Origin of the sequence: Halospina denitrificans, from assembly GCF_004364635.1 — a bacterium.
Taxonomy (GTDB): Bacteria; Pseudomonadota; Gammaproteobacteria; order Pseudomonadales; family Oleiphilaceae; genus Halospina; species Halospina denitrificans.
This window is the reverse complement of sequence record NZ_SOAX01000002.1, coordinates 319,084-339,711: the sequence shown is the minus strand read 5'-3', so window position 1 is coordinate 339,711 and position 20,628 is coordinate 319,084. Positions and strand designations below refer to the sequence as shown.

The following is a 20,628-nucleotide window of genomic DNA, read 5'->3' as shown; positions in this document are numbered from 1 at the left end:
TGACCAGGAGAGGGGGCCGTGGTAGGAAAAGAAGAACAGACCGGTTGCGCGTCCATGCGCAGCCCGCCTGCTCTGTGCTCTGCCTGTTCCTTCAGGCCGGGTCGTCCCTGATCATGCGTCCCTGTATGTTGTTGCCTCCATGCTGTTGAGCATTTTAGCGATCTGGCGCGCAGGGAATAGAGGAAATTCGCGACATTCTATGTAAGTCATTTCCTACAATGATCACCGGTAGCGCTGGCGCTCGGCTTCGTCAATCTGTTCGCGGATGTATCGATAAAGGCGGCGTTTGGGGCTGTTGCGATCATTCGGGCTGCTCTCCTGTTTCGCTGCTTTCCCGACCAGTTGCCGCAGGTGCTGGCGATCCGTTTCGGGGAATGCCTCGATAAAGGCGGTGAGGGCGGGCTTGCCCTCGTCAAGCAGGCGTTCTCGCCAGCGCTCGGCCATGTGCAGGCGGCGCGCGTTCTCTGTGGTGCCGCTCTGCTGGCTGTCAAGCTCGCGTTGCAGGGCCTGCTCGTCTTCTTCAAGAAGTCGCCGACCGAGGTAGTGGATGTGACGCTTGCGGGGTTCCCCCTCCGCGAGCTGCTTCAGGCCCAGCAGGCCGTCACGGAATTCGGCGGAAGCAGGCAGGCTGTTGATCCGGTCGCTCGAGAGCTGGCCCAGGGCGGCCGCCATCTCACGCAATGCCTGCATTTCACGCTTGGCCTGACTCTTTGTGGGGAGCCCCTCGTCGTGCTCATGATGGTCCTGGTCGGACTGCATGGTCACTGATCCTCTCCGAAGCGGTCGTTGATGAGCGTGACCAGGGCGTCCCGTGCCTGGTTCTCGTCCTCGCCCTCGATGATGAGTTCGATGTCCGTGCCACAACTGGCAGCAAGCATCATCACGGACATGATGCTCTTGCCGTCAACTTCCCGGCCGTCCCGCGCCAGGCGGATGCGGCTCTGGAAGGCTTCGGAACAGGCCACCAGCTTGGCTGCGGCCCTGGCATGAAGGCCCAGCTGGTTGATAATGGTGATGGTCTCCCGGATCATGGTAAGGCCTCGTCTTCCCCAAGGCTGGTTTCACGATGTTCAGGCAGCTCAGTGTGGCGAACCTGGACGTTGTTGAAGCGGGTGACAAAGTGGGCAGCGAGCTGTTCCGCCATATAGACGGAACGATGTTGCCCGCCGGTACAGCCAATGGCGACGGTCATGTAGGAGCGGTTCACGTTGTGGAAACTGGGGAGCCAGCGGTCGAGAAAGTCCTGAAGGTCTCCCAGCATCCGGGCGGTATCCGGCTGCGCCTCCAGAAAGGTCTGTATCGGGGCGTCGATGCCCGTATAACCGCGCAGGCTGGTGTCCCAGTATGGATTGGGAAGGCAGCGGACATCGAACACGAAATCCGAATCCACGGGTACCCCATGCTTGTACCCGAAAGACTGGATCAGCAGGGCCATCTGCTGTACACCGCGCCCGGCAATCCGTTCACGCACCATCTCCCTCAGCTCGTACATGGACCGCTCGGTGGTGTCGATATGCAGGTCCGCGAGGCGGGCGATGGGCTCAAGTAGCGCCTTTTCATCCTTGATGGCCTCGGAGAGGGAACGTTCCGGCGTGCTGAGCGGGTGTTTGCGCCTTGTGGCGTGGAAACGCTGGATCAGCATCTGGTCCGCGGCGTCCAGGTAGATGATTTCCAGGCTGAGATCCGGGTGCTGAAGCTGATTGTACAGGGTTTCAAAATTTGCAATGTCGCCGGAGAGATTGCGCGCATCGATGCTGACGGCAATATGCTGGCGCGCTTCCGACGAATTCATGGCCTCGCGGGTCAGGGGGGATAGCAGCCCAATGGGGAGGTTATCAATGCAGTAGTAACCCAGGTCCTCCAGTACATGCAGCGCGGTACTTTTCCCCGAGCCGGAGCGCCCGCTCACGATGATCAGTTTCAATGGCAGACCTCCCGGATTCGGTTGCTGTGGTGTTCTATTGAGACTCCTGTTCGCTGCTCACGATCAGGTTATAGAGATCGTCCGAATCGTCGCACTGTCGCAGTTTCTTGCAGAGACTGCGGTCGTTGAATTTTTCGGCGAGCTGACTCAGCAGTTCAAGGTGTTCACTGGTCGCGTTCTGGGGCACCAGCAGCACAAAAAGCAGATCAACCGGTTCATTGTCGATCGCGTCGAAATTGATGGGCTCGCTCAGAGTCAGGAGGGCGCCGACAACCCGCTTGCAATCCTCCAGTCGACAGTGGGGTATGGCTATTCCCTGGCCGATGCCGGTGCTGCCTAGCCGCTCGCGGGCGACCAGATTATTGAAGATCTGGTTCTCGTCCAGTTCGGGATAGAACCGGGCGACTCGCTCGGCGATGGTCTCGAGAATGCGCTTTTTACTGGTTCCCGGAACGCCGCAGAGGGTCAGTTCCGGGGCCAGTATTGACTCTATGGACAGTGTTGAAGTGGGCATGAAAAACCGTGCCGGATTCAGCGGGCGGCCGCACCATGCATGCGGTCAACCTGCTTTTCCTTGTGTTTGAGAATTTGTCGGTCCAGCTTGTCCACAAGCTGATCGATCGCCGCGTACATATCGTCGTGCTGGGCTTTGGCGTTGATTTCGCCACCGGTTACATGGAGCGTTGCCTCGGCCGTCTGTCGTTGTTTCACCACTGACAGGGTGACCCGGGTGTTGCTGATCTGGTCGGTATGGCGCTCAAGCTTTTCCATCTTGGTGTTCACATAGTCCTTGAGCGCGTCGGTGAGCTCGATGTGATGACCCGAAATGTTGAGTTGCATAGTCCGCTCCTGTTTTCGGTTTTGCCCTGCCACCGAAAGGTGGCCATCATACAGGCGTGAAGCCTCCTAGACGAGACGTTTTCGCTCGTTTGAAGGCGGAATGTGCATCGCTTCGCGGTATTTCGCGACCGTCCGGCGTGCGACATTGATGCCCTGGTCGCTCAGTATAGCCGCTATGCGGTTATCACTGAGCGGTTTTTTGCTTTCTTCCTCGTTGATCAGCTTCTTGATCATGGCCCGAATGGCTGTGGAGGAGCACTCGCCGCCCTCGTCCGTGCTGACATGACTGGAGAAGAAATACTTGAGTTCGTAGATGCCACGGGGGGTGTGCATGTACTTCTGGGTTGTCACCCTTGAGATGGTTGATTCATGCATTTCCACAGCCTGGGCGATTTCGGAGAGGATCAGAGGTTTCATGGCCTCCTCGCCTTCCTCGAAGAATCTCTGTTGATGGTCGACGATCTGCGAGGCCACTTTCAACAGGGTTTCGTTACGGCTCTGCAGACTCTTGATGAACCATTTCGCCTCCTGCAGCTGATCCCGCAGGTAGGTGTTGTCCGCGCTGCTGTCCGAATGACGGATCATGGAGGCGTAAAGGCTGTTAACCTGCAGGCGTGGCGCAATATCAGGATTCAGCTCAATTTTCCAGCGCCCGTTCTGGCGCGTGACGATGACGTCCGGCACTACATATTCCGGCGTCGTGTTGTTGATGGCATCCCCGGGCCTTGGCTGCAGTGTCTGGATCAGCTCCAGCACTTCCCTGAGCTGCTGCTCGCTCAGCCGGCTTCGGCGCATCAGCTGGCGGTAGTCGCGATTACCCAGCAGCTGAATGTAATGGCTGATGACCAGGCGGGCCTGCTTCAGCCAGGGGGTGTCCGGAGGCAGCTGCTGCAGCTGGGCCAGCAGGCACTCCTGCAGGTTGCGGGCGGCGACGCCCGGTGGGTCGAAATGCTGGAGTCGATGCAGTACGGCTTCCACCTCGGAGGCCTCGACGGGGTCCTCGTCCTCCGGGCTCATCAGTCCCGGCAGCAGTTCCTCGATGCTCTGGGTGAGATAGCCCGTGGTGTCCACGGCGTCAATCAGGGTATGGGCAATGGCCCGGTCGCGCTCGGACATGGGCGTGAGGTTGAGCTGCCAGAGCAGGTGGTCCTGAAGGGTCTCGCCGGCGGAGTTGCGGCTCTCGAAGTCCGTGTCGCCGTCATCCTCGGGGCGGGGTGCTGCCGGGGCGGGCGCACTCTGGTACACATCGTCCCAGGCGGTGTCGACCGGCAGGTTGTCGGGGATTTCGCTGTTGTCCTGCCAGTTCTCGTTTTCCCAGCTTTCGGGCTCCGCAGTGGCATCCTCGCTGCTCTTGTCCTGGTCGCTTTCCTCTCCGGGGTCCGCGCTTTGTTCGTTTGAGTTGTGTTCTTCGCTGGTGGTTTCTTCCGCGTCTTCGGTGGTTTCCAGCATGGGGTTGGATTCGAGGGCCTGCTGGATCTCCTGCTGGAGATCCAGCGTGGAAAGCTGGAGTAACCGGATTGCCTGCTGAAGCTGGGGCGTCATGGTCAGCTGCGCGCCCATCTTCAACTGCAGTGAGGCTTTCATTACCATCGGTTGCGTTCCCGTCCTCTCGGCCTGTGTGCCGCCCCGGATCAGGAGCCGGCAGGAATTTTGCTTAGTTCCTCTTGGCCTGAGTGTACTAGCGATCTTCGTTCAGGAACAACGGTTCAGGTTGCGACTCTGTTTCAATTCTTAAAGATGGAATTCCTCGCCCAGATAGACCTGCTTGACCTGCTGGTTGGCGAGGATTTCGGCAGAGGTTCCCGAGGCGATGATATGCCCTTCGCTGACGATATAGGCGGTTTCACAGATGTCCAGCGTATCCCGCACGTTGTGATCAGTGATCAGTACGCCGATGCCTTTGTCACGGACCTGGCGCACGATCTGCTTGATATCGCTCACCGAGATCGGATCGACGCCTGCAAAGGGTTCGTCGAGCAGAATGAATGCGGGTTCCACGGCCAGCGCCCGCGCGATCTCGGCCCTGCGTCGCTCGCCGCCGGAGAGGCTCATGCCGAGGTTGTCCCGGATATGGGTAATGTGGAATTCCTTCAGCAGCTCCTCCATTTTCTCGTGGCGCTGGCTACGGCTCAGGTCCTTGCGGGTTTCCAGGATGGCCATCAGGTTCTGTGCCACGGTCAGGCGCCGGAAAACCGAGGCTTCCTGGGGCAGATAGCCGATGCCGGCCCGGGCGCGCCCGTGCATGGGGTAGCGCGTGATGTCCTGATCGTCAATCAGGATCTGGCCGCGGTCCTGGGGGATCAAGCCGACAATCATGTAGAAACAGGTGGTCTTACCGGCGCCGTTGGGGCCGAGCAGGCCGGCGATCTGGCCGCTCCGGATGGTCAGGGAGACGTCCAGGACCACCGGTTTTTTCTTGTAGCTCTTGGCAAGGTTGTGGGCTTCAAGGACTGCCATGGATTCGCTCCGGTCAGTTGTTATCCCGGTTCTTTCCCGGCTGTATGGTCATTTCCACCCGGTCCTCATCATCGTCATCCGCGCTGGTGGCGGTTACGACGCGTTTCTCAAGGTCGTAACTGATGCGATTACCACGAAAACGGTCACCGGCCTGTCGGATCAACGCATTCCGCTCAAACACGATCAGGCCTTCACCGGCGGCGTAATGGATGCGGTTCCCTTCCGCATACAGGGCGGGGGCGTCGGGGGTTTCCGGCTGTTCATAGGTGGCCGGCTCGCCCGTAGCATCAAGGCTGTCAAGTTCCCCTTCCTTGCGGGTCAGCACGATCCGTTGCGCTTCAAGGCGGGCTTCTCCCTGGGTAACGCGCACGTTACCTGTGTAGGTGGCGGTCCCGGCCTTGTCATCGAGCCTGGCGCTCTTGGACTCGATGCGAATGGGGTTGTCGGAGTCGAGGTCGAAAGCGAAGACAGGAACTGTTACCCCTGCGAGCAGCAGGCAGAGGGTCAGTCTGATCCATGGGGTGATGTTTGGCGGCGCAGGATTATGGATGGTCACGGTTTCCTCTCGATCGTTCGGTTACCGGCTGTAATAGTAACCGTCAACCTGGCTTTCCAGTTCCAGTACCCGTTCGTCGATCCAACCTTTCATTCCGGTTGTCCGCGTCAGGCTGGATTCGTTGATGATGGTGACGGGGGCATCAGTGTGCACAATGCGCTTGCGGTTATCCACAACCAGCCGTTCGGTTTTCAGGAGGGCTTCTCCGCGTTCACGGGTTTCATGGCGGATGCGGACGTTGCTGTTGAGGGTAAGGCGTTCCGCGTTCAGATAATACTCGCCGCGTTCGGCCGCCAGATGCCATGGGGCACGGCTGTCCTTTTCGAGGAGCAATCCGCGGGGCGACTCCATGGTCACGCGCTTATCGTCATCAAACTGTTCCCCCCGGGGGCTCGATATCCGTGCCGAGAGGCGTCCCTCACTATCAAAGGACCGGTAGGTGGCGTTGATGACGAATCCATCCGGCTTGTCGGGCCCCCTCAGTTCCTCCGCATCACGGGATGTTACGGGCTGCTCACTGCGCAGCAGCAGCAGCACCAGTGCCAGGGCCGTAAGCACGGCCGCGCCCCAGAGCCAGAGCGACCGGTCCTGCAGATCGGAGATGAAGGCCTGCAGCCAGTGACCCATCATGGCGCCCGATACCCGTCAATGGCACCCTGCAGCAGGCCCTTCGCCTGCAGCAGGCGCTCGCAGATTTCACGCACCGCGCCTGAACCACCGGCTATGGTGGTGCACCAGTCGGCCGCTTCCCGGACCGTGGCGCACCCGTTGGGAACACTGATGCCGAGCCCCGCGAGCTCGATGGCGGCCAAATCCGGGAGGTCGTCGCCCACATAGGCCATTTCGGAAACACCGATACCGGTTTTGTCGCTCAGCTCAAGCAGGGCCGCAGCTTTGTCTTCGCGGCCCTGGTAAAGATGGTCGATTCCCAGGTTGGTTGCCCGGGTTTCAGTGAGTGGCGATACGCGCCCCGTGATAAAGGCGGTCTGTATCCCCTCGCTGCGGAGCAGTTTCAGGCCCTGCCCATCCAGGATGTTGAATGCCTTCAGTTCGTCGCCGGAGGCGGCGAGGTAGATGGCTCCGTCCGTCAGGACCCCATCCACATCCATGGCAAGAAGGCGGATACCGGAGGCAAGCTGGTGGAATTCTGTGTCCATTCCGGACCTCCTAGACAACGCCCGCCCGCAGCAGGTCGTGCATGTTCATGGCGCCGACGAGGCGACCTTCAGTATCCGTGACCAGCAGTGCATTGATTCGGCTGTCTTCCATCACCTTCAGTGCCTCGGCCGCGAGAATATCCTCGCCCACACTGCGGCAGTGACTGGTCATGACTTCCTCAATACGCGTCTGGTGGATGTCCAGTCCCTGATCCAGGGTGCGGCGAAGGTCACCGTCCGTGAAGATACCGATGACCCTCCCATCGCCATCGGTAATGGCGGTCATGCCAAGCCCCTTGCGCGATATCTCCAGCAGGGCTTCGCTCATCAGCGTTTCGGGGTTTACCCGTGGCAGCTGATCGCCGGTATGCATCAGGTCGGAGACCTTCAGGAGCAGGCGGCGACCCAGGGTGCCGCCCGGGTGGTAGAACGCAAAGTCCTCGGCGCCGAAGCCGCGGGCCTCGAGCAGGGCAACCGCCAGCGCATCGCCCATGACGAGCGTGACGGTTGTGCTGGATGTGGGGGCCAGCCCCATGGGGCAGGCCTCCTGCTCAACGCCGATATCCAGGTTCGCGTGGGAGAGTTGGGCCAGTTGTGAGTCCTCTTTGCCCGTCATGCTGACCAGTGCTGCCCCGCGACGCTTGATCAGCGGCAGTATCGTGACCAGTTCGCCGGTATTGCCGGAGTTGGAAATGGCAATCACCACGTCGTCACCGGTTATCATGCCGAGGTCGCCGTGGCTGGCCTCGCCGGGGTGGACGAAGAAGGCCGGGGTGCCCGTGCTGGCCAGGGTTGCGGCGATTTTGCTGCCGATATGGCCCGACTTTCCCATGCCGGTCACCACCACGCGCCCCCGGCATTCGAGGATCAGCCGACAGGCGTGGGCAAAGCTGTCACCGATTCTCGGCAGCAGTGCGTCGATGGCATCACGCTCCATGGTGATGGTGCGACGGGCTGATTCCAGCATTGAGGCCGCGTTCTCCATAGAAATCCTCAAAGGGCCGAAGGCGGGGGTGGGTTTCCCGCCAGTATGAATACAACATAACCGATGTAGAAGGCCAACAGTATACCACCCGCCAGCCGTGGAAGATGACCCCTTCGCCCGCTGACAAGGGCCAGCCCGCCCACCAGCAGGGTAACCAGCACCATGGCGCCGTAATCGCGGGTCGCCGCATCCGGGTTCAGCGGGATGCCCGCCACCATTGCCGGGATAGCCAGTACCAGAAGCAGATTGAACAGGTTGGAGCCGATCAGGTTGCCCAGAACCATGTCGTGCCGGCCTTTCACGGCGCTCGCAATGCTGGTGGCGAGTTCCGGAAGGCTGGTTCCCACGGCCACGACGGTCAGACCCACGATGAGCTCGCTGACCCCCAGAATGAGCGCAAGCTCCACGGCGCCCCAGACGAGCAGCCGCGAACTCCCCAGAAGCAAGACCAGTCCGCCGACGATCTGCAGGGTTATGAGCGGTGTTGAGGTGGCATGGGGGTCCGGGACCTCCGAGGCCAGCACCGTGGCCGCCTGACCGTAACGAACCAGTATCGTGAAGGACACGGCCAGCACCAGCAGCATGGTCAGTCCATCCCCAAGGCCAAGGTGGTCGTCAATGAACAACAGCCAGGCCACCAGGGTGACCACAGCGAGCAGCGGCAGCTCCAGCCGTCTTGTGGGGAGTGCGACGACCAGGGGTGCGATCAGGGCTGTTACACCCAGTACCAGTCCAAGGTTGGCGATATTGGAACCGATGGCATTGCCGACGGCAATGTCGCCGGCCCCTGTTATAGCCGCCACAACGGAAACCAGCACTTCCGGCGCGGAGGTGCCGAAAGCCACCAGGGTCAGGCCGATGAGCATGGGGCTGAGGCCCAGCCGGCGTGCGCTGTCGATGGCGCCCGTAATGAACTGGTCTGCGCTCCATATGAGCAGTATCAGCCCAAGCAGCAGGGCGCCAAGCGCTGTAAGCATGCGTTGTCTCCGATACTCTTTGGTACAGGGGTGGATGCGGAACCGTACTTTATCGATCGCGTCCCGCTTCGTACAGCACGTTGGCGGTGGTATGATACCTGATGAGCAGGAATGGGGAGCAGCTACGGTTGGTGAAAGAACGTTTGGTATTCTTTGTGCTGGGGGTGGTTGTCACCCTTTCACTGCTGCTTCTGTCAGGCGTATTTCCGGAAATGGAAAGTGCCGACAGCGGCGGTACCTATCAGGTATTTGCTGAATTCTCAGACGTTGGTACCTTGAAGCCCGGTTCCCGCGTGGCAATGGCGGGGGTGACCATCGGGAAGGTGACCCGGGTTGAGCTTGACACTGATTCCTACCGTGCACGGGTGGCCATGGAGGTCCGTGAGGACGTGGACAGGATCGCGATTGACAGTTCGGCGGTCATCCGGACGGCGGGCCTGATGGGCGAGCATTACATCGAGATCTCACCCGGAGGTCATCCGGACTCCATCTCGGATAATGACTATATCGAGGATACACAGTCCGCGATCAGTATCGAAGCATTGATCCTGAGGCGCATTACAGGTGGCTGAGACAGGTCGTATTCACAGCAACAGGAGACTGCAGGTGACAAACCATTCATACCATAGGGCGGCCCATTTTCTGGCGTTGATCGCGCTGCTGGTGCTGCCGTTCCAGATAGTAGCAGCGTCTTCGGAGGAAGAAGCGCTCAGGGAATATGTGGAAGACAATACGTTAGATCTCGTTGACAGGCTCGGGAAGATCCAGGATCTGTACAGCGAGGATCGGGAGGCCTTCTACGAGGAAATGGATCAGGCACTCGGTGAGTTCGTTGCGTTCCGCCGGGTCGCGGCGCGCGTTATGGGCAAGTATGCGCGACAGGCTTCCGGGGAGCAGCGGGACCAGTTTGTCGAGGCCTTTCGGCGCAGTCTTTATGACGCCTACGGTGGTGCAGCGGTCAGTATCAACAGCAGCGACTTCGATCTTGCCGTGGAAAGTGTTGAGATCAACCCCCGCCATGATGACAGGGCTACCGTGAACCTGCGCATCACTACCGACACTGGTGAGCGTTATGGGGTTGCCTACTCCATGTACCGCCCCGAGGAGGGCAACTGGCAGATGGAGAACGTCATCGTCGAGGGCATCAATATCGGTCTGGCCTTCCGGGACCGGTTCGAGCAGCAGATGCAGGCCCAGGATGGTGACGTTGCCGCGGTCATTGACCAGTGGTCGGCCGAAGCAGCCGATATTGATGGCCTGGAAGACGCCGTCAAGGATGGGGAAGCTTCCGACCAGTAGTGCCTCCAGTGCGTCAGGCCGCATCTGTGATGAGTCGGCCTGGTAGGGTATAATGCTCAGCTTTCATACGGGCAGATTGGAGCTTCCATGCAGGCGGAGGATGTTCGCGAACGACTGGCAAGTGCGTTACCGGATTGCCAGATTGAGGTTCAGAATGATGGCAACAAGTTTCTCGTGATCGCGATCGGGGAGCGTTTCAATGACCTCAGCCGGGTCAGGCGGCAGCAGCTCATCTACGCGGAACTGAACGATCTGCTTGCCGAAGGCACCATTCACGCCCTGACCATCAGGGCCATGACACCGGAAGAATGGCAGGCGCGCCAGCAGTAACGGCCGCGCATTCCGTCAGGGGATAATCGATTGGACAAACTGCTGATTCAGGGCGGGCAGCCGCTCCACGGCGAAATACGGATTTCCGGAGCCAAGAACTCGGCGCTGCCGATCCTGGCCTCGACCCTGCTGGCTGACGGCAAGGTCAGTGTTGGTAACCTGCCGCATCTTCATGATGTCACCACCATGATTGAGCTTCTGGGCAACATGGGGGTGGAACTGCTCATTGATGAAAAGATGAGCGTGGAGGTGGATGCGAACAGCATCAAGAACCTGACGGCGCCCTATGAGCTGGTCAAGACCATGAGGGCCTCGATCCTGGTTCTGGGGCCGATGGTGGCCCACTTCGGTGAAGCCCACGTGTCGCTCCCCGGCGGCTGTGCGATCGGCACCCGCCCCGTCAACCTTCACCTGCAGGGGCTGGAGCAGATGGGGGCCGAAATCGAGGTGGACAGTGGTTACATCCACGCTTATGCCCCCAAAGGCCTGAAGGGCGCGCATATTTTCCTGGATACCGTGACCGTAACCGGCACGGAAAACCTGATGATGGCGGCAACGCTCGCCGAGGGTGTAACCATCCTTGAAAATGCGGCGCGGGAACCCGAGGTGGTTGATCTGGCTGAATGCCTGAATGCCATGGGCGCCGATGTCCGGGGTTACGGAACGGCCACCATTGAGATTCACGGCGTGCCCCGGCTTCAACCCTGTCATTACGATGTGCTGCCGGATCGCGTCGAGACCGGGACCTACCTGTGTGCAGCGGCTGCTACGGGTGGAAGTGTAATGCTCAAGGATACGCGCGAGGATATCCTCGAGGCGGTCCTGCTCAAGCTGGAAGAAGCAGGGGCGCACATCGCGACCGGCAGTGACTGGATTTCTCTGGATATGGCGGGGCGTCGTCCCCGGGCGGTTAATGTGCGCACCGCGCCCTATCCGGCCTTTCCCACGGATATGCAGGCGCAGTTCGTCGCGCTCAATGCCATTGCGGAAGGCACAGGGTGGGTGACGGAAACGGTGTTCGAGAATCGTTTCATGCACGTCCAGGAGATGATCCGCATGGGCGCGGACATTGGGCTTGAGGGCAATACCGCCATTGTGAAGGGCGTGGACCATCTGACGGGCGCGCCGGTTATGGCTACTGATCTCCGGGCCTCCGCGAGTCTCGTGATTGCCGGGCTTGTGGGACGGGGCGAAACCACTGTTGACCGGATTTATCACATTGATCGTGGCTACGAATGCATCGAGGAAAAGCTGCAGCTTCTCGGGGCGACGATCCGGCGGATACCAGCCTGAACACTGAAAGGCAGTTTGTAGAATGATGTCGGACCAATTGACCATTGCCCTGTCCAAGGGGCGTATTCTGGAAGAGACGCTGCCCCTTCTGGCGGCGGCGGGTATCGAGCCGGAGGAGGATCCGGAGAAGTCCCGCAAGCTGGTGTTTGAAACAACGGTCCCGGGGGTGCGCCTGCTTATTATCAGGGCCACAGACGTGCCCACCTATGTTCAGTATGGCGGCGCCGACATGGGCGTGGCTGGCAAGGACGTGTTGATGGAACATGGGGGCGAGGGCCTGTATGAGCCACTGGATCTGAGAATTGCAAAGTGCCGGCTGATGACGGCGGGTGTTGCCGGTCAGGCGCCGCCGGAGGGCCGGGTCAGGGTTGCCACCAAGTTTACCCGGCTGGCGCGCGAATACTACGCGGCGGAAGGCAAACAGGCGGATATCATCAAGCTCTACGGCGCCATGGAGTTGGCGCCCCTGCTGGGTCTGGCTGATGAGATTGTGGATATTGTAGACACCGGGAACACGCTGAAAGCCAATGGCCTGGAGCCCAGGGAAACCATTGCCTGGATCAGTTCGCGGGTGGTTGTCAGTCGCGCCGCCATGAAAATGAAACACGAGAGGCTTCAGCCCGTCCTTGATCAGATGGCTGAGGCCGTGTCCCGGAAAGAGACACCGGAGTAGTCCCATGAGCTCGCTTGATATTACCCGACTTGATACCGGTTCTGCTGAGTTCGATCAGAAGCTGCATCAGAAGATCGCCTGGGACGACAGCATTGACCCGAAAGTGCAGGAAACGGTTCGGGAGATCCTGGATGCGGTGCGTACCGAGGGCGATGCCGCCGTTCTGCGTTACACGGCCAGCCTTGACCGCCTTGATGCGGCCTCGGTTTCAGACCTGCAGGTTTCCCGGGAGCGTCTTGATCGTGCACTGGACGCGATTGGCGCTGATGAACGCGAGGCGCTTGAGCACGCTGCCAGCCGGATCCGGGCCTATCACGAAAAGCAGCGGCCCGAGTCCTGGCAGTATGAGGAGGCAGACGGGACCCGCCTGGGCCAGCGTGTCCTGCCCGTCGATCGGGCAGGCCTCTATGTGCCGGGTGGCAAGGCCGCGTACCCCTCGTCGGTCCTGATGAACGCGATCCCGGCCCGGGTGGCTGGTGTGTCAGAAGTGGTCATGGTGGTACCCGCACCCGACGGTGAACTCAGCGACCTGGTGCTGGCCGCGGCCGTTATTGCCGGTGTGGACCGGATCTACACGCTGGGAGGGGCGCAGGCCATCGCCGCGCTGGCCTATGGAACCGAGACGGTCCCCGCCGTGGACAAGATTGTTGGCCCCGGGAACATCTTTGTTGCCATGGCCAAGCGCGAGGTTTTCGGGATCGTTGGCATCGATATGGTGGCCGGTCCCTCCGAGATCCTGGTCGTTGGCGATGGCACCACCGATCCCGACTGGATTGCCATGGATCTCTTCTCCCAGGCAGAACATGACGAGCAGGCGCAGTCCATTCTGGTCTCCCCGGATGCGGACTACCTGGACCGGGTGCACCAGAGCATGGAAAAGCTGCTTCCGACCATGGAGCGGGCGGAGATCATCCGGCGCTCTCTCGAGGATCGGGGCATGCTCATCAAGGTAGCCTCTCTCTCGGAGGCAGCGGATGTGAGTAATCGCATTGCCCCCGAGCACCTTGAGCTTTCCGTTGCTGATCCGGATGGCCTGCTTGCGGAGATCCGCCACGCGGGCGCCATCTTCATGGGATCCTACACGGCGGAAGTTCTCGGTGATTATTGTGCGGGCCCCAACCACGTGCTCCCCACCGGCGGAACGGCGCGTTTCTCATCGCCCCTGGGGGTCTATGATTTCCAGAAGCGTTCCTCCGTGATCTACTTTACGGGCGAGGGTGCCTCGCAGGCGGGTCGTACCGCCTCCGTTCTGGCCCGGGGCGAAGGGCTTACCGCGCACGCGCGCTCCGCCGAATACCGCTTGCGGTCCTGAGGCTGCCATGAGTCGTTTCTGGAATGCCCGGGTGCATGAGCTCAAGCCCTATGTGCCCGGCGAGCAGCCAAAAGTGCCCAACCTGGTTAAGCTCAATACCAATGAGAGCCCCTTCGGCCCTTCTCCAAAGGTGATTGAAGCGATCCAGGCGGCAGCGGACGAGTCTTTGCGTCTTTATCCGGATCCGGAAGGTGAAAGGCTGCGGGACGTCATTGCCGGCTATCATGGCCTGGATGCCAGTCAGGTTTTCCTTGGCAACGGGTCGGACGAAGTGCTGGCTTTTATCTTCCAGGGGTTATTCCAGCCGGATGAACACGTTCTGTTTCCGGACATTACCTACAGCTTCTATCCGGTTTATTGCGGCCTTTACGGGTTGGAGGGCAAGACCTGTCCGCTGGATGAGGACTTCCGTATTGACCCGAATGGTTTCCAGCCGCCCAATGGTGGCGTTATCTTTCCGAACCCGAACGCGCCCACGGGGATCTTCCTGCCGCTCGAGTCGGTGGAGACGATCCTGGCAGCGAACCCGGAACGGGTCGTTGTGGTCGATGAGGCCTATGTGGATTTTGGGGGCGAAAGCGCCAGTCGCCTGATTAACCGGTACCCGAATCTTCTGGTCACCCAGACACTGTCAAAGTCCCGTTCGCTGGCAGGCTTGAGGGTCGGGTTCGCCCTCGGTCAAGCACACCTGATCGATGGGCTGAGCCGCATCAAGAACAGCTTCAATTCCTACCCACTGGATCGTCTCGCACAGGCTGGGGCCATTGCCGCCATTGAGGACGATCACTACTTTCAGCAGTGCCGGGATCTGGTGATCGATGGGCGGGCCTTTATGGTCGAGGCTCTGGAGGCACAGGGCTTTACGGTATTACCGTCAGCAGCCAACTTTGTCCTGTGTCGGCATCCGGCTGGTAGCGGCGATGTCCTGGCCTCGCATCTGCGTGATTATGGCATTATCGTTCGCCACTTTGATAAGCCGAGGATTCGGGATTTTCTTCGCATTACCGTAGGCACCCGGGAGCAGACCAATGCGCTGGTCAAGGCGCTGGGTGAGATTCTTGAACGGTTGCAGTGAATCGGGAGCGGAAGCGTCATGGGCACTGATCGCGATACCATACTAAAGACACTGAATGGGTGGCTGGAGCCGGACCGGTTCCAGGACTATTGCCCGAACGGGCTTCAGGTTGAGGGGCGCCACCCGGTCGCCCGGGTGATTTCCGGTGTTACCGCCAGTCAGCGTTTTCTGGAACAGGCCATCGAGGCCGGTGCGGATATGGTCCTGGTTCATCATGGCTACTTCTGGAAGGGGGAGGATCCCTGTATCCGCGGCATGAAGCAGCGCCGGATACGCACGCTACTGGCCAATGATGTTTCCCTGGTGGCCTATCATCTGCCACTGGACGCCCATCGAACCATGGGCAATAACGCCTGCCTGGGGGCGACCCTTGGCGTACGCAATCCCGAGCCGGTGACCGATGATCCCCGCGAACTGCTATGGCAAGGCGAGCTCGACGAGCCGGTTTCTGCCGAGGCATTGGGGAGGCGTATGGAGGACGGGCTGGCTCAGACGCCCCTCCATGTCGCCGGCGGTCCTGAAATCATAAAGCGTGTTGCATGGTGTACCGGTGGTGCCCAGGGAATGATCGACCGTGCAGCAGGGCTGAGCGTGGACGCCTATATCAGCGGTGAAATTTCCGAGCCAACGGTTCACAGTGCCCGGGAAAACGGCATCCACTTCTATGCCGCCGGGCATCATGCCACCGAGCGGCACGGAGTTCAGGCGCTCGGCGCAGCGCTCGAAAGCGCGCTTGGAATTGAGCATCACTTTATCGATGACCCCAGCCCGGCCTGAGGGCGGGCTCAGGTTCCGGAGCGTTCTTCCCGTTCCGCCTTCTCGGAAAGCCCGTAGTCCTCGGAGAGTGTGCCATTGTCAACATTGTCATTGCGTGGCGCGTAATCCCGGGGAGGTTCCACACCGTCGTCGTCTTCCTGGTTCTGATAGGCGAGCTGGTTGTCCTGTCGGGCCTGCTCAAGCTCCTGTCGGGCATCATTTTCGGTGCAGAGTTTGCTCGCGCCCTTGGCCAGATGCTGGTGGACATCCCGGTAGGAGTCATTGAGTCGGCGAATCAGTTCGGCGGTCTCCATGAAATGCTCGTTGACCTGCGCCTGGTAACGGGTGTGCTCTGTCTGCAGGGCGTCGAGCTGCTGGGCCAGTCGCCGTTGGCGCACATTACGGTTGCCGGTCGTTCGCGCGATGCCCCAGCCAAGGGCTAGGCCAATAGCCAGTGCCGCGATGCCGACCACAAGCATGGACTCCATATCATGATCCTTATATTGCCTGGTATCTACCGGATTCTACCGGGAGCGTGGTGTGAGCACCATGGTATGACAAAGCGTCTCCCGGCAACAGCCCCAGCTTAACGGGTTTGGAGACCGGCGCAAAAATCCGGATAATGAGCCCTCCCTGAACCGCATCGAGGAGTGCATGGAAAACAGCCAGGAAATGCCGTCCCAAAGGCCCGAAACACCATTGGAGCAATATCGGCGCGATCAGAATGAAGCGGGGTTCCAGCATGACTCGGCCCAGGAGCTTGCCATTCAGCACCTCGATGCGCTTTATCGGGAGCTGATCCGGGCCGAGGAGCAGCTCAACAAACCAATGAAGCGCCTGGGGCGCTGGCTGCACGGCGGGCGTGAGACGCCCGTAACCGGGCTTTATTTCTGGGGTGGGGTGGGGCGCGGCAAAACCTACCTCATGGATCTCTTTTACGAGTCGCTACCGTTCGAACGCAAGATGAGGATCCATTTTCACCGCTTTATGCAGCGGGTTCACCGCGAGCTTGCGGAAATGGAAGGTTACAGCAACCCGCTGGATGCGATTGCCGAGCGTTTCGCCCGGGAGACGCGGGTGATCTGCTTCGATGAGTTCTTTGTTTCCGATATCGGTGATGCCATGATTCTGGCCAATCTGCTCAAGGGACTCTTCTACCGGGGCGTTACCCTGGTATGCACCTCCAATATTGAACCGGATGGGCTCTACTGGAACGGTTTGCAGCGGGCTCGGTTCCTCCCCGCCATTGATCTTCTGAACCGTTACACCAGGGTTCTGAACATTGATGGCGGTGTCGATTACCGGTTGCGGACCCTGGAGCAGGCCCAGCTTTTCCATTGGCCGCTTGATGAGGTGGCGGAGACGGGACTGGAAAAGAGTTACCGCGACCTGGCCATAGAAGGGGGGGATCATGAACGGGATTTGGAGGTTAACGGCCGTTTCATACGGGCTCGTCGCCATGCGGACGATGTGGTCTGGTTCGAGTTCCAGGAATTGTGCGATGGACCCCGGAGCCAGAACGACTACATCGAGCTCGCCCGGGAATTCCACGCCGTGATCGTCAGTGGTGTACCGGTGATGGATGCGAACTCGGATGACCGTGCACGGCGCTTCATCAATATGGTCGATGAGTTCTATGACCGGTGCGTTAAACTGATTCTGTCAGCCGAGGCACCGATCCACGAATTGTATCGCGGCACCAACCTCGCGTTCGAGTTTGAACGGACGGAGTCGCGGCTGCTGGAAATGCAGTCGCGCGACTACCTGGAGTTGCCGCATAAAGCCTGAGGTTGGCTCTGTGATGGTTCGTTCTATAAGCACTCAATAGCCACGGCCGTGGCCTCGCCCCCGCCGATGCAGAGTGAGGCGATGCCCCGCTTGCCGCCGGTGCGTCGCAGCGCGTGAATCAGCGACACAATCAGCCTTGAACCGGTGGAGCCGATAGGATGCCCCTGGGCGCAGGCGCCGCCATGGATATTCACCTTATCGGCGGGCAGGCTGAGCTGGTCCATGGCGATCATGGTGACGACAGCAAAGGCCTCATTGATCTCGAAGAGGTCGACGTCCGAAGCGGCCCAGCCGGTTTTTTCAAGAAGCCGTTGGATGGCGCCAACCGGGGCCAGGGTGAATTCCGACGGATGCCGGGAGAAGGTCGCATGGCCGTGGATCCGCGCCAACGGCGTAACGCCCTCTGATGCGGCCCGGGACTCGGGCATCAGCATCAGGGCGGAGGCGCCGTCGGAAATGGAAGAAGCATTGGCCGCAGTGATGGTCCCATCCTTTGCAAAAGCCGGGCGCATTGAAGGGATGCGCTCCAGGTCGGCCTGGCCTGGCTGTTCGTCATCATTGACCTCAAGTGTTTCCTTTTTCCCGGGAACGCTCAGCGGTGTCATCTCCGGCGCCAGCCACCCCTGTTCAATGGCTTCCCGGGCACGCTGCAGGGAGCGGATGGCAAAATCGTCCATGGCCTCTCGGGAGTAACCCTCCCGGTCTGCTGTCTCCTGGGCAAAGGCCCCCATCAGGCGGTCGGTTTCCGCATCCTGGAGTCCATCCAGGAACATGTGGTCCTGGGGCGGCTGCCCCGGCCCCATCCGATAGCCCCTTCGCGCCCCCTGGAGCACATAGGGGGCATTGGACATGCTTTCCATGCCGCCCGCCATAACGATTCCGGCACTGCTGGCGCGCAGCAGGTCATGCCCGAACATGACTGCCTTCATGCCCGAGCCGCACAGTTTATTGATGGTTGTGGCACCGCATCCATCGGGAAGTCCGCCTTTTCTGGCGGCCTGACGTGCCGGCCCCTGACCCACGCCGGCCGGCAGGACGTTGCCCATGATGACTTCATCGACGGCTTCGGGTTGGATGCCTGCCTGGGATAGGGCACGGCGTATTGTTTCCGCACCAAGCTGTGGCGCACTCAGCGGTGAAAGACTGCCGAGAAAGCTTCCCATAGGGGTGCGTGTTGCTCCGGCAATGATAATGGGATCTGCACTCATATTCTATCTCCGGTTACAGCGGCTTCCGGTCACGGGCGCTAAAAAATCTGTGACCGAAAATTGGTTGATTCTGGATTTTGTGTCTATAGTGAAGGTCAATCTGTAGTAACCCACAATACCAGAGCAGCGATCCAGATAAACGGAGAAGCGTTCAATGATAAAAAGAACACAACAGTGGCAGAAATGGGTCAAGATGCCGCTGGCTGCCGCCATTGCCGCCGGCCTGGCCTCTCCGGTCAGTGCCTTCAATTTCAACGTTGGCGAGATGGAAGGCGCCTTCGACACCCAGCTGACCGCCGCCGCCGGCTGGCGGACCGAGAGCCGCGATAAGGACCTGATTGGCCAGGGCAACCTGGACGGGGTATCGGCTGGCGATACCACCGGTGCGTCCTCGACCAACTACGATGATGGCAACCTGAACTTCGATTCCGGCGACACCTATTCCGAAATCATCCGTGGCACCAGCGAACTCTACCTGAACCGCAACTACTATGGGGGCTCCCTTACCCGGGCAGGCGGTTTTGTGCGTGGTCGCTACTGGTATGACTTCCGCGTCAAGGATGACGACTTTACGCGTGATGGCCGACAGACCATCAGCGAAGACGGCAAGGATAATGCCTCCGGAGGTGAGCTTCTCGACGCGTACGTGTGGACTGACTGGAATGTTGGGGAAGTACCGGTGAGCCTGCGGTATGGCCGTCAGGTTTTTAACTGGGGTGAAAGCACGTTCATCCAGGGTGGCATCAATTCCACCAACCCGATTGATGTGGGTGCCATCCGCTCCCCGGGGTCCGAACTCAGGGAAGCGCTGCTTCCGATTGAGGCCTTCTATGCGTCTGCCGGTATTACGCAGTCGCTGACGGTTCAGGCTTACCTGCAGTTTGACTGGGAGCCTACCCAGATTGATGATTGTGGTACCTATTTCTCCACGAATGACTTTACCGCTGATGGCTGCGGGCCGGTTTACGGTCTTGGCCAGGTGAGTGAACGTGTGGCGGATGAGAACTTCGGTGCCGTGATTGAGCGCGAGGGGGACCGGCGTCCCGATGGTGATGATCAGTTTGGTGTCGCGCTCCAGTGGTATTCGCCGGAACTGGGTGAAACCGAGTTTGGGCTTTATCACGTTCGGTATCACAGCCGCCTGCCCTACGTCAGTGGGCGTGTGAGTGATCCCGCCAACGGTGAGACGCTGCCCAGCTACTTCATTGATTATCCGGAAGACATCAAGCTGTACGGCATCAGCATGAATACCAACATCCCGGGTGGCTGGTCTGTCGGGGCTGAATACAGCTTCCGTGAGAATATGCCGATTCAGTGGAACGCCTTTCAGCTGATCACCGGTGGCCAGCAGGAGCCATTCTCGAAGCTGTACCAGCAACGGACCGATGGTGGTGATCCAGCAAAGGTGGCGGAGCTTCAGGGTGCGCGGACAAAAGGTTATGACCGCTTCAAGACCTCACAGGCCCAGGCCACGTTCATCAAGTTCTTCGACCGCGTCTTTGGGGCAAGCCGTCTCAGCTTCATAGCTGAGGTGGGGATGACCTATGTTCATGACCTGCCTCCCAAGTCCGAGGCTCGCTATGGGCGTTCCGGTATCTACGGCCTGGGGGATTTCGATTCGAGCGGTTTCTCAACGACCTGTGAACAGGAGAACATTAACCCGAGCAATTGTACGACCGACGGATTCGTTACCGACTTTGCGTGGGGTTATCGGCTCGCGGGCAGCTTGATGTATAACAACGCCTTTATGGGCGCAAACCTCAAGCCAACGTTCTCTTTCTACCACGACGTTAACGGCAATTCGCTTGAGCCCGGTGGTGCGTTCAGCGAAGACCAGAAGTCTGCGTCCATCGGTCTGACCGCTGAGTACAAGAGCAATTACGAGGCGTCGATCAAGTATTCGAGCTTCTTTGGCGGAGACTACAATGCGATGGCCGATCGGGATAATGTGACTGCAAGCCTGAGCTATGCCTTCTGAGGGAGGCATCACAGGCCGGC

General features: G+C 59.8%; 24 protein-coding genes. 10 read left to right on the top strand and 14 right to left on the bottom strand.

The genetic code is table 11. From position 1 onward, the window contains the following. Positions 1-222: 222 nt before the first annotated feature. The 12 genes from yjgA to DES49_RS05180 form a co-directional block, all read right to left on the bottom strand. Positions 223-759, bottom strand: coding sequence for a ribosome biogenesis factor YjgA (gene yjgA / locus DES49_RS05235; RefSeq protein ID WP_133735329.1), 537 nt, complete (start codon positions 757-759; stop codon positions 223-225). 2 nt (positions 760-761) lie between these two features. Continuing rightward, positions 762-1,031, bottom strand: coding sequence for an HPr family phosphocarrier protein (locus DES49_RS05230; protein WP_133735328.1), 270 nt, complete (start codon positions 1,029-1,031; stop codon positions 762-764). After that, positions 1,028-1,924 (bottom strand): RNase adapter RapZ, encoded by an 897-nt coding sequence (gene rapZ, locus DES49_RS05225; RefSeq protein WP_133735327.1) that lies wholly within the window; start codon positions 1,922-1,924, stop codon positions 1,028-1,030. Before rapZ ends, DES49_RS05230 begins: the two co-directional genes overlap by 4 nt. A 34-nt stretch (positions 1,925-1,958) precedes the next feature. Continuing rightward, entirely contained in the window at positions 1,959-2,438 is a 480-nt protein-coding gene (gene ptsN / locus DES49_RS05220) for a PTS IIA-like nitrogen regulatory protein PtsN (protein WP_133735326.1), read from the bottom strand. Positions 2,439-2,455: 17 nt separating this feature from the next. Beyond that, the gene (hpf, locus tag DES49_RS05215) at positions 2,456-2,764 is read right to left on the bottom strand and encodes a ribosome hibernation-promoting factor, HPF/YfiA family (protein WP_133735325.1); all 309 of its coding nucleotides are present in this window, start codon (positions 2,762-2,764) and stop codon (positions 2,456-2,458) included. Between the two features lie 66 nt (positions 2,765-2,830). Then, positions 2,831-4,348, bottom strand: a complete 1,518-nt coding sequence (locus DES49_RS05210) for an RNA polymerase factor sigma-54 (RefSeq protein WP_133735689.1) — start codon at positions 4,346-4,348, stop codon at positions 2,831-2,833. A 147-nt stretch (positions 4,349-4,495) separates the two neighbouring features. Beyond that, complete coding sequence (lptB, locus tag DES49_RS05205) at positions 4,496-5,221, bottom strand: LPS export ABC transporter ATP-binding protein (RefSeq protein ID WP_133735324.1); 726 nt, start codon at positions 5,219-5,221, stop codon at positions 4,496-4,498. Positions 5,222-5,234: 13 nt separating this feature from the next. Next, a complete protein-coding gene (gene lptA, locus DES49_RS05200) occupies positions 5,235-5,777 on the bottom strand; it encodes a lipopolysaccharide transport periplasmic protein LptA (protein ID WP_243864898.1) in 543 nt (180 codons plus the stop codon). Between the two features lie 21 nt (positions 5,778-5,798). Next, positions 5,799-6,404, bottom strand: a complete 606-nt coding sequence (gene lptC, locus DES49_RS05195; protein WP_166645994.1) for an LPS export ABC transporter periplasmic protein LptC — start codon at positions 6,402-6,404, stop codon at positions 5,799-5,801. Further along, positions 6,404-6,934: a KdsC family phosphatase gene (locus DES49_RS05190; protein WP_133735322.1), complete on the bottom strand. Its 531-nt coding sequence runs from the start codon at positions 6,932-6,934 to the stop codon at positions 6,404-6,406. Before DES49_RS05190 ends, lptC begins: the two co-directional genes overlap by 1 nt. Positions 6,935-6,944: 10 nt before the next feature. Next, a complete protein-coding gene (locus DES49_RS05185; RefSeq protein ID WP_133735321.1) occupies positions 6,945-7,919 on the bottom strand; it encodes a KpsF/GutQ family sugar-phosphate isomerase in 975 nt (324 codons plus the stop codon). Positions 7,920-7,927: 8 nt separating this feature from the next. Next, on the bottom strand, positions 7,928-8,896 hold the full coding sequence (locus tag DES49_RS05180) for a calcium/sodium antiporter (RefSeq protein ID WP_133735320.1): 969 nt from the start codon (positions 8,894-8,896) through the stop codon (positions 7,928-7,930). Between the two features lie 131 nt (positions 8,897-9,027). Here DES49_RS05180 and mlaD point away from each other — a divergent pair, with 131 nt between their 5' ends. The 8 genes from mlaD to DES49_RS05140 all read left to right on the top strand — a co-directional run bounded on the left by mlaD (position 9,028) and on the right by DES49_RS05140 (position 15,655). Further along, positions 9,028-9,468, top strand: coding sequence for an outer membrane lipid asymmetry maintenance protein MlaD (gene mlaD, locus DES49_RS05175; RefSeq protein ID WP_166645993.1), 441 nt, complete (start codon positions 9,028-9,030; stop codon positions 9,466-9,468). Positions 9,469-9,502: 34 nt separating this feature from the next. Beyond that, a complete protein-coding gene (locus DES49_RS05170) occupies positions 9,503-10,195 on the top strand; it encodes an MlaC/ttg2D family ABC transporter substrate-binding protein (protein ID WP_133735318.1) in 693 nt (230 codons plus the stop codon). An 87-nt stretch (positions 10,196-10,282) separates the two neighbouring features. After that, entirely contained in the window at positions 10,283-10,525 is a 243-nt protein-coding gene (locus tag DES49_RS05165) for a BolA family protein (protein ID WP_133735317.1), read from the top strand. A 30-nt stretch (positions 10,526-10,555) separates the two neighbouring features. Then, positions 10,556-11,818, top strand: coding sequence for a UDP-N-acetylglucosamine 1-carboxyvinyltransferase (gene murA / locus DES49_RS05160; protein ID WP_133735316.1), 1,263 nt, complete (start codon positions 10,556-10,558; stop codon positions 11,816-11,818). Positions 11,819-11,843: 25 nt separating this feature from the next. Beyond that, complete coding sequence (gene hisG, locus DES49_RS05155) at positions 11,844-12,491, top strand: ATP phosphoribosyltransferase (protein WP_133735687.1); 648 nt, start codon at positions 11,844-11,846, stop codon at positions 12,489-12,491. 4 nt (positions 12,492-12,495) lie between these two features. Further along, the gene (gene hisD, locus DES49_RS05150; protein WP_133735315.1) at positions 12,496-13,803 is read left to right on the top strand and encodes a histidinol dehydrogenase; all 1,308 of its coding nucleotides are present in this window, start codon (positions 12,496-12,498) and stop codon (positions 13,801-13,803) included. A 7-nt stretch (positions 13,804-13,810) separates the two neighbouring features. Further along, on the top strand, positions 13,811-14,878 hold the full coding sequence (gene hisC / locus DES49_RS05145; RefSeq protein ID WP_133735314.1) for a histidinol-phosphate transaminase: 1,068 nt from the start codon (positions 13,811-13,813) through the stop codon (positions 14,876-14,878). An 18-nt stretch (positions 14,879-14,896) separates the two neighbouring features. Continuing rightward, complete coding sequence (locus DES49_RS05140) at positions 14,897-15,655, top strand: Nif3-like dinuclear metal center hexameric protein (RefSeq protein ID WP_133735313.1); 759 nt, start codon at positions 14,897-14,899, stop codon at positions 15,653-15,655. 8 nt (positions 15,656-15,663) lie between these two features. Here the strand turns inward: DES49_RS05140 and DES49_RS05135 are convergent, their stop codons facing one another. Further along, a complete protein-coding gene (locus DES49_RS05135) occupies positions 15,664-16,122 on the bottom strand; it encodes a Z-ring associated ZapG family protein (RefSeq protein ID WP_133735312.1) in 459 nt (152 codons plus the stop codon). Positions 16,123-16,288: 166 nt separating this feature from the next. On the opposite strand from DES49_RS05135, the gene zapE reads away from it, so the two are divergent. After that, positions 16,289-17,422, top strand: a complete 1,134-nt coding sequence (zapE, locus tag DES49_RS05130; RefSeq protein ID WP_133735311.1) for a cell division protein ZapE — start codon at positions 16,289-16,291, stop codon at positions 17,420-17,422. 23 nt (positions 17,423-17,445) lie between these two features. Here the strand turns inward: zapE and DES49_RS05125 are convergent, their stop codons facing one another. Beyond that, entirely contained in the window at positions 17,446-18,630 is a 1,185-nt protein-coding gene (locus DES49_RS05125; RefSeq protein WP_133735310.1) for an acetyl-CoA C-acyltransferase, read from the bottom strand. Positions 18,631-18,784: 154 nt separating this feature from the next. On the opposite strand from DES49_RS05125, the gene DES49_RS05120 reads away from it, so the two are divergent. After that, positions 18,785-20,608: a DUF1302 domain-containing protein gene (locus tag DES49_RS05120; RefSeq protein WP_133735309.1), complete on the top strand. Its 1,824-nt coding sequence runs from the start codon at positions 18,785-18,787 to the stop codon at positions 20,606-20,608. Positions 20,609-20,628: the final 20 nt, after the last annotated feature.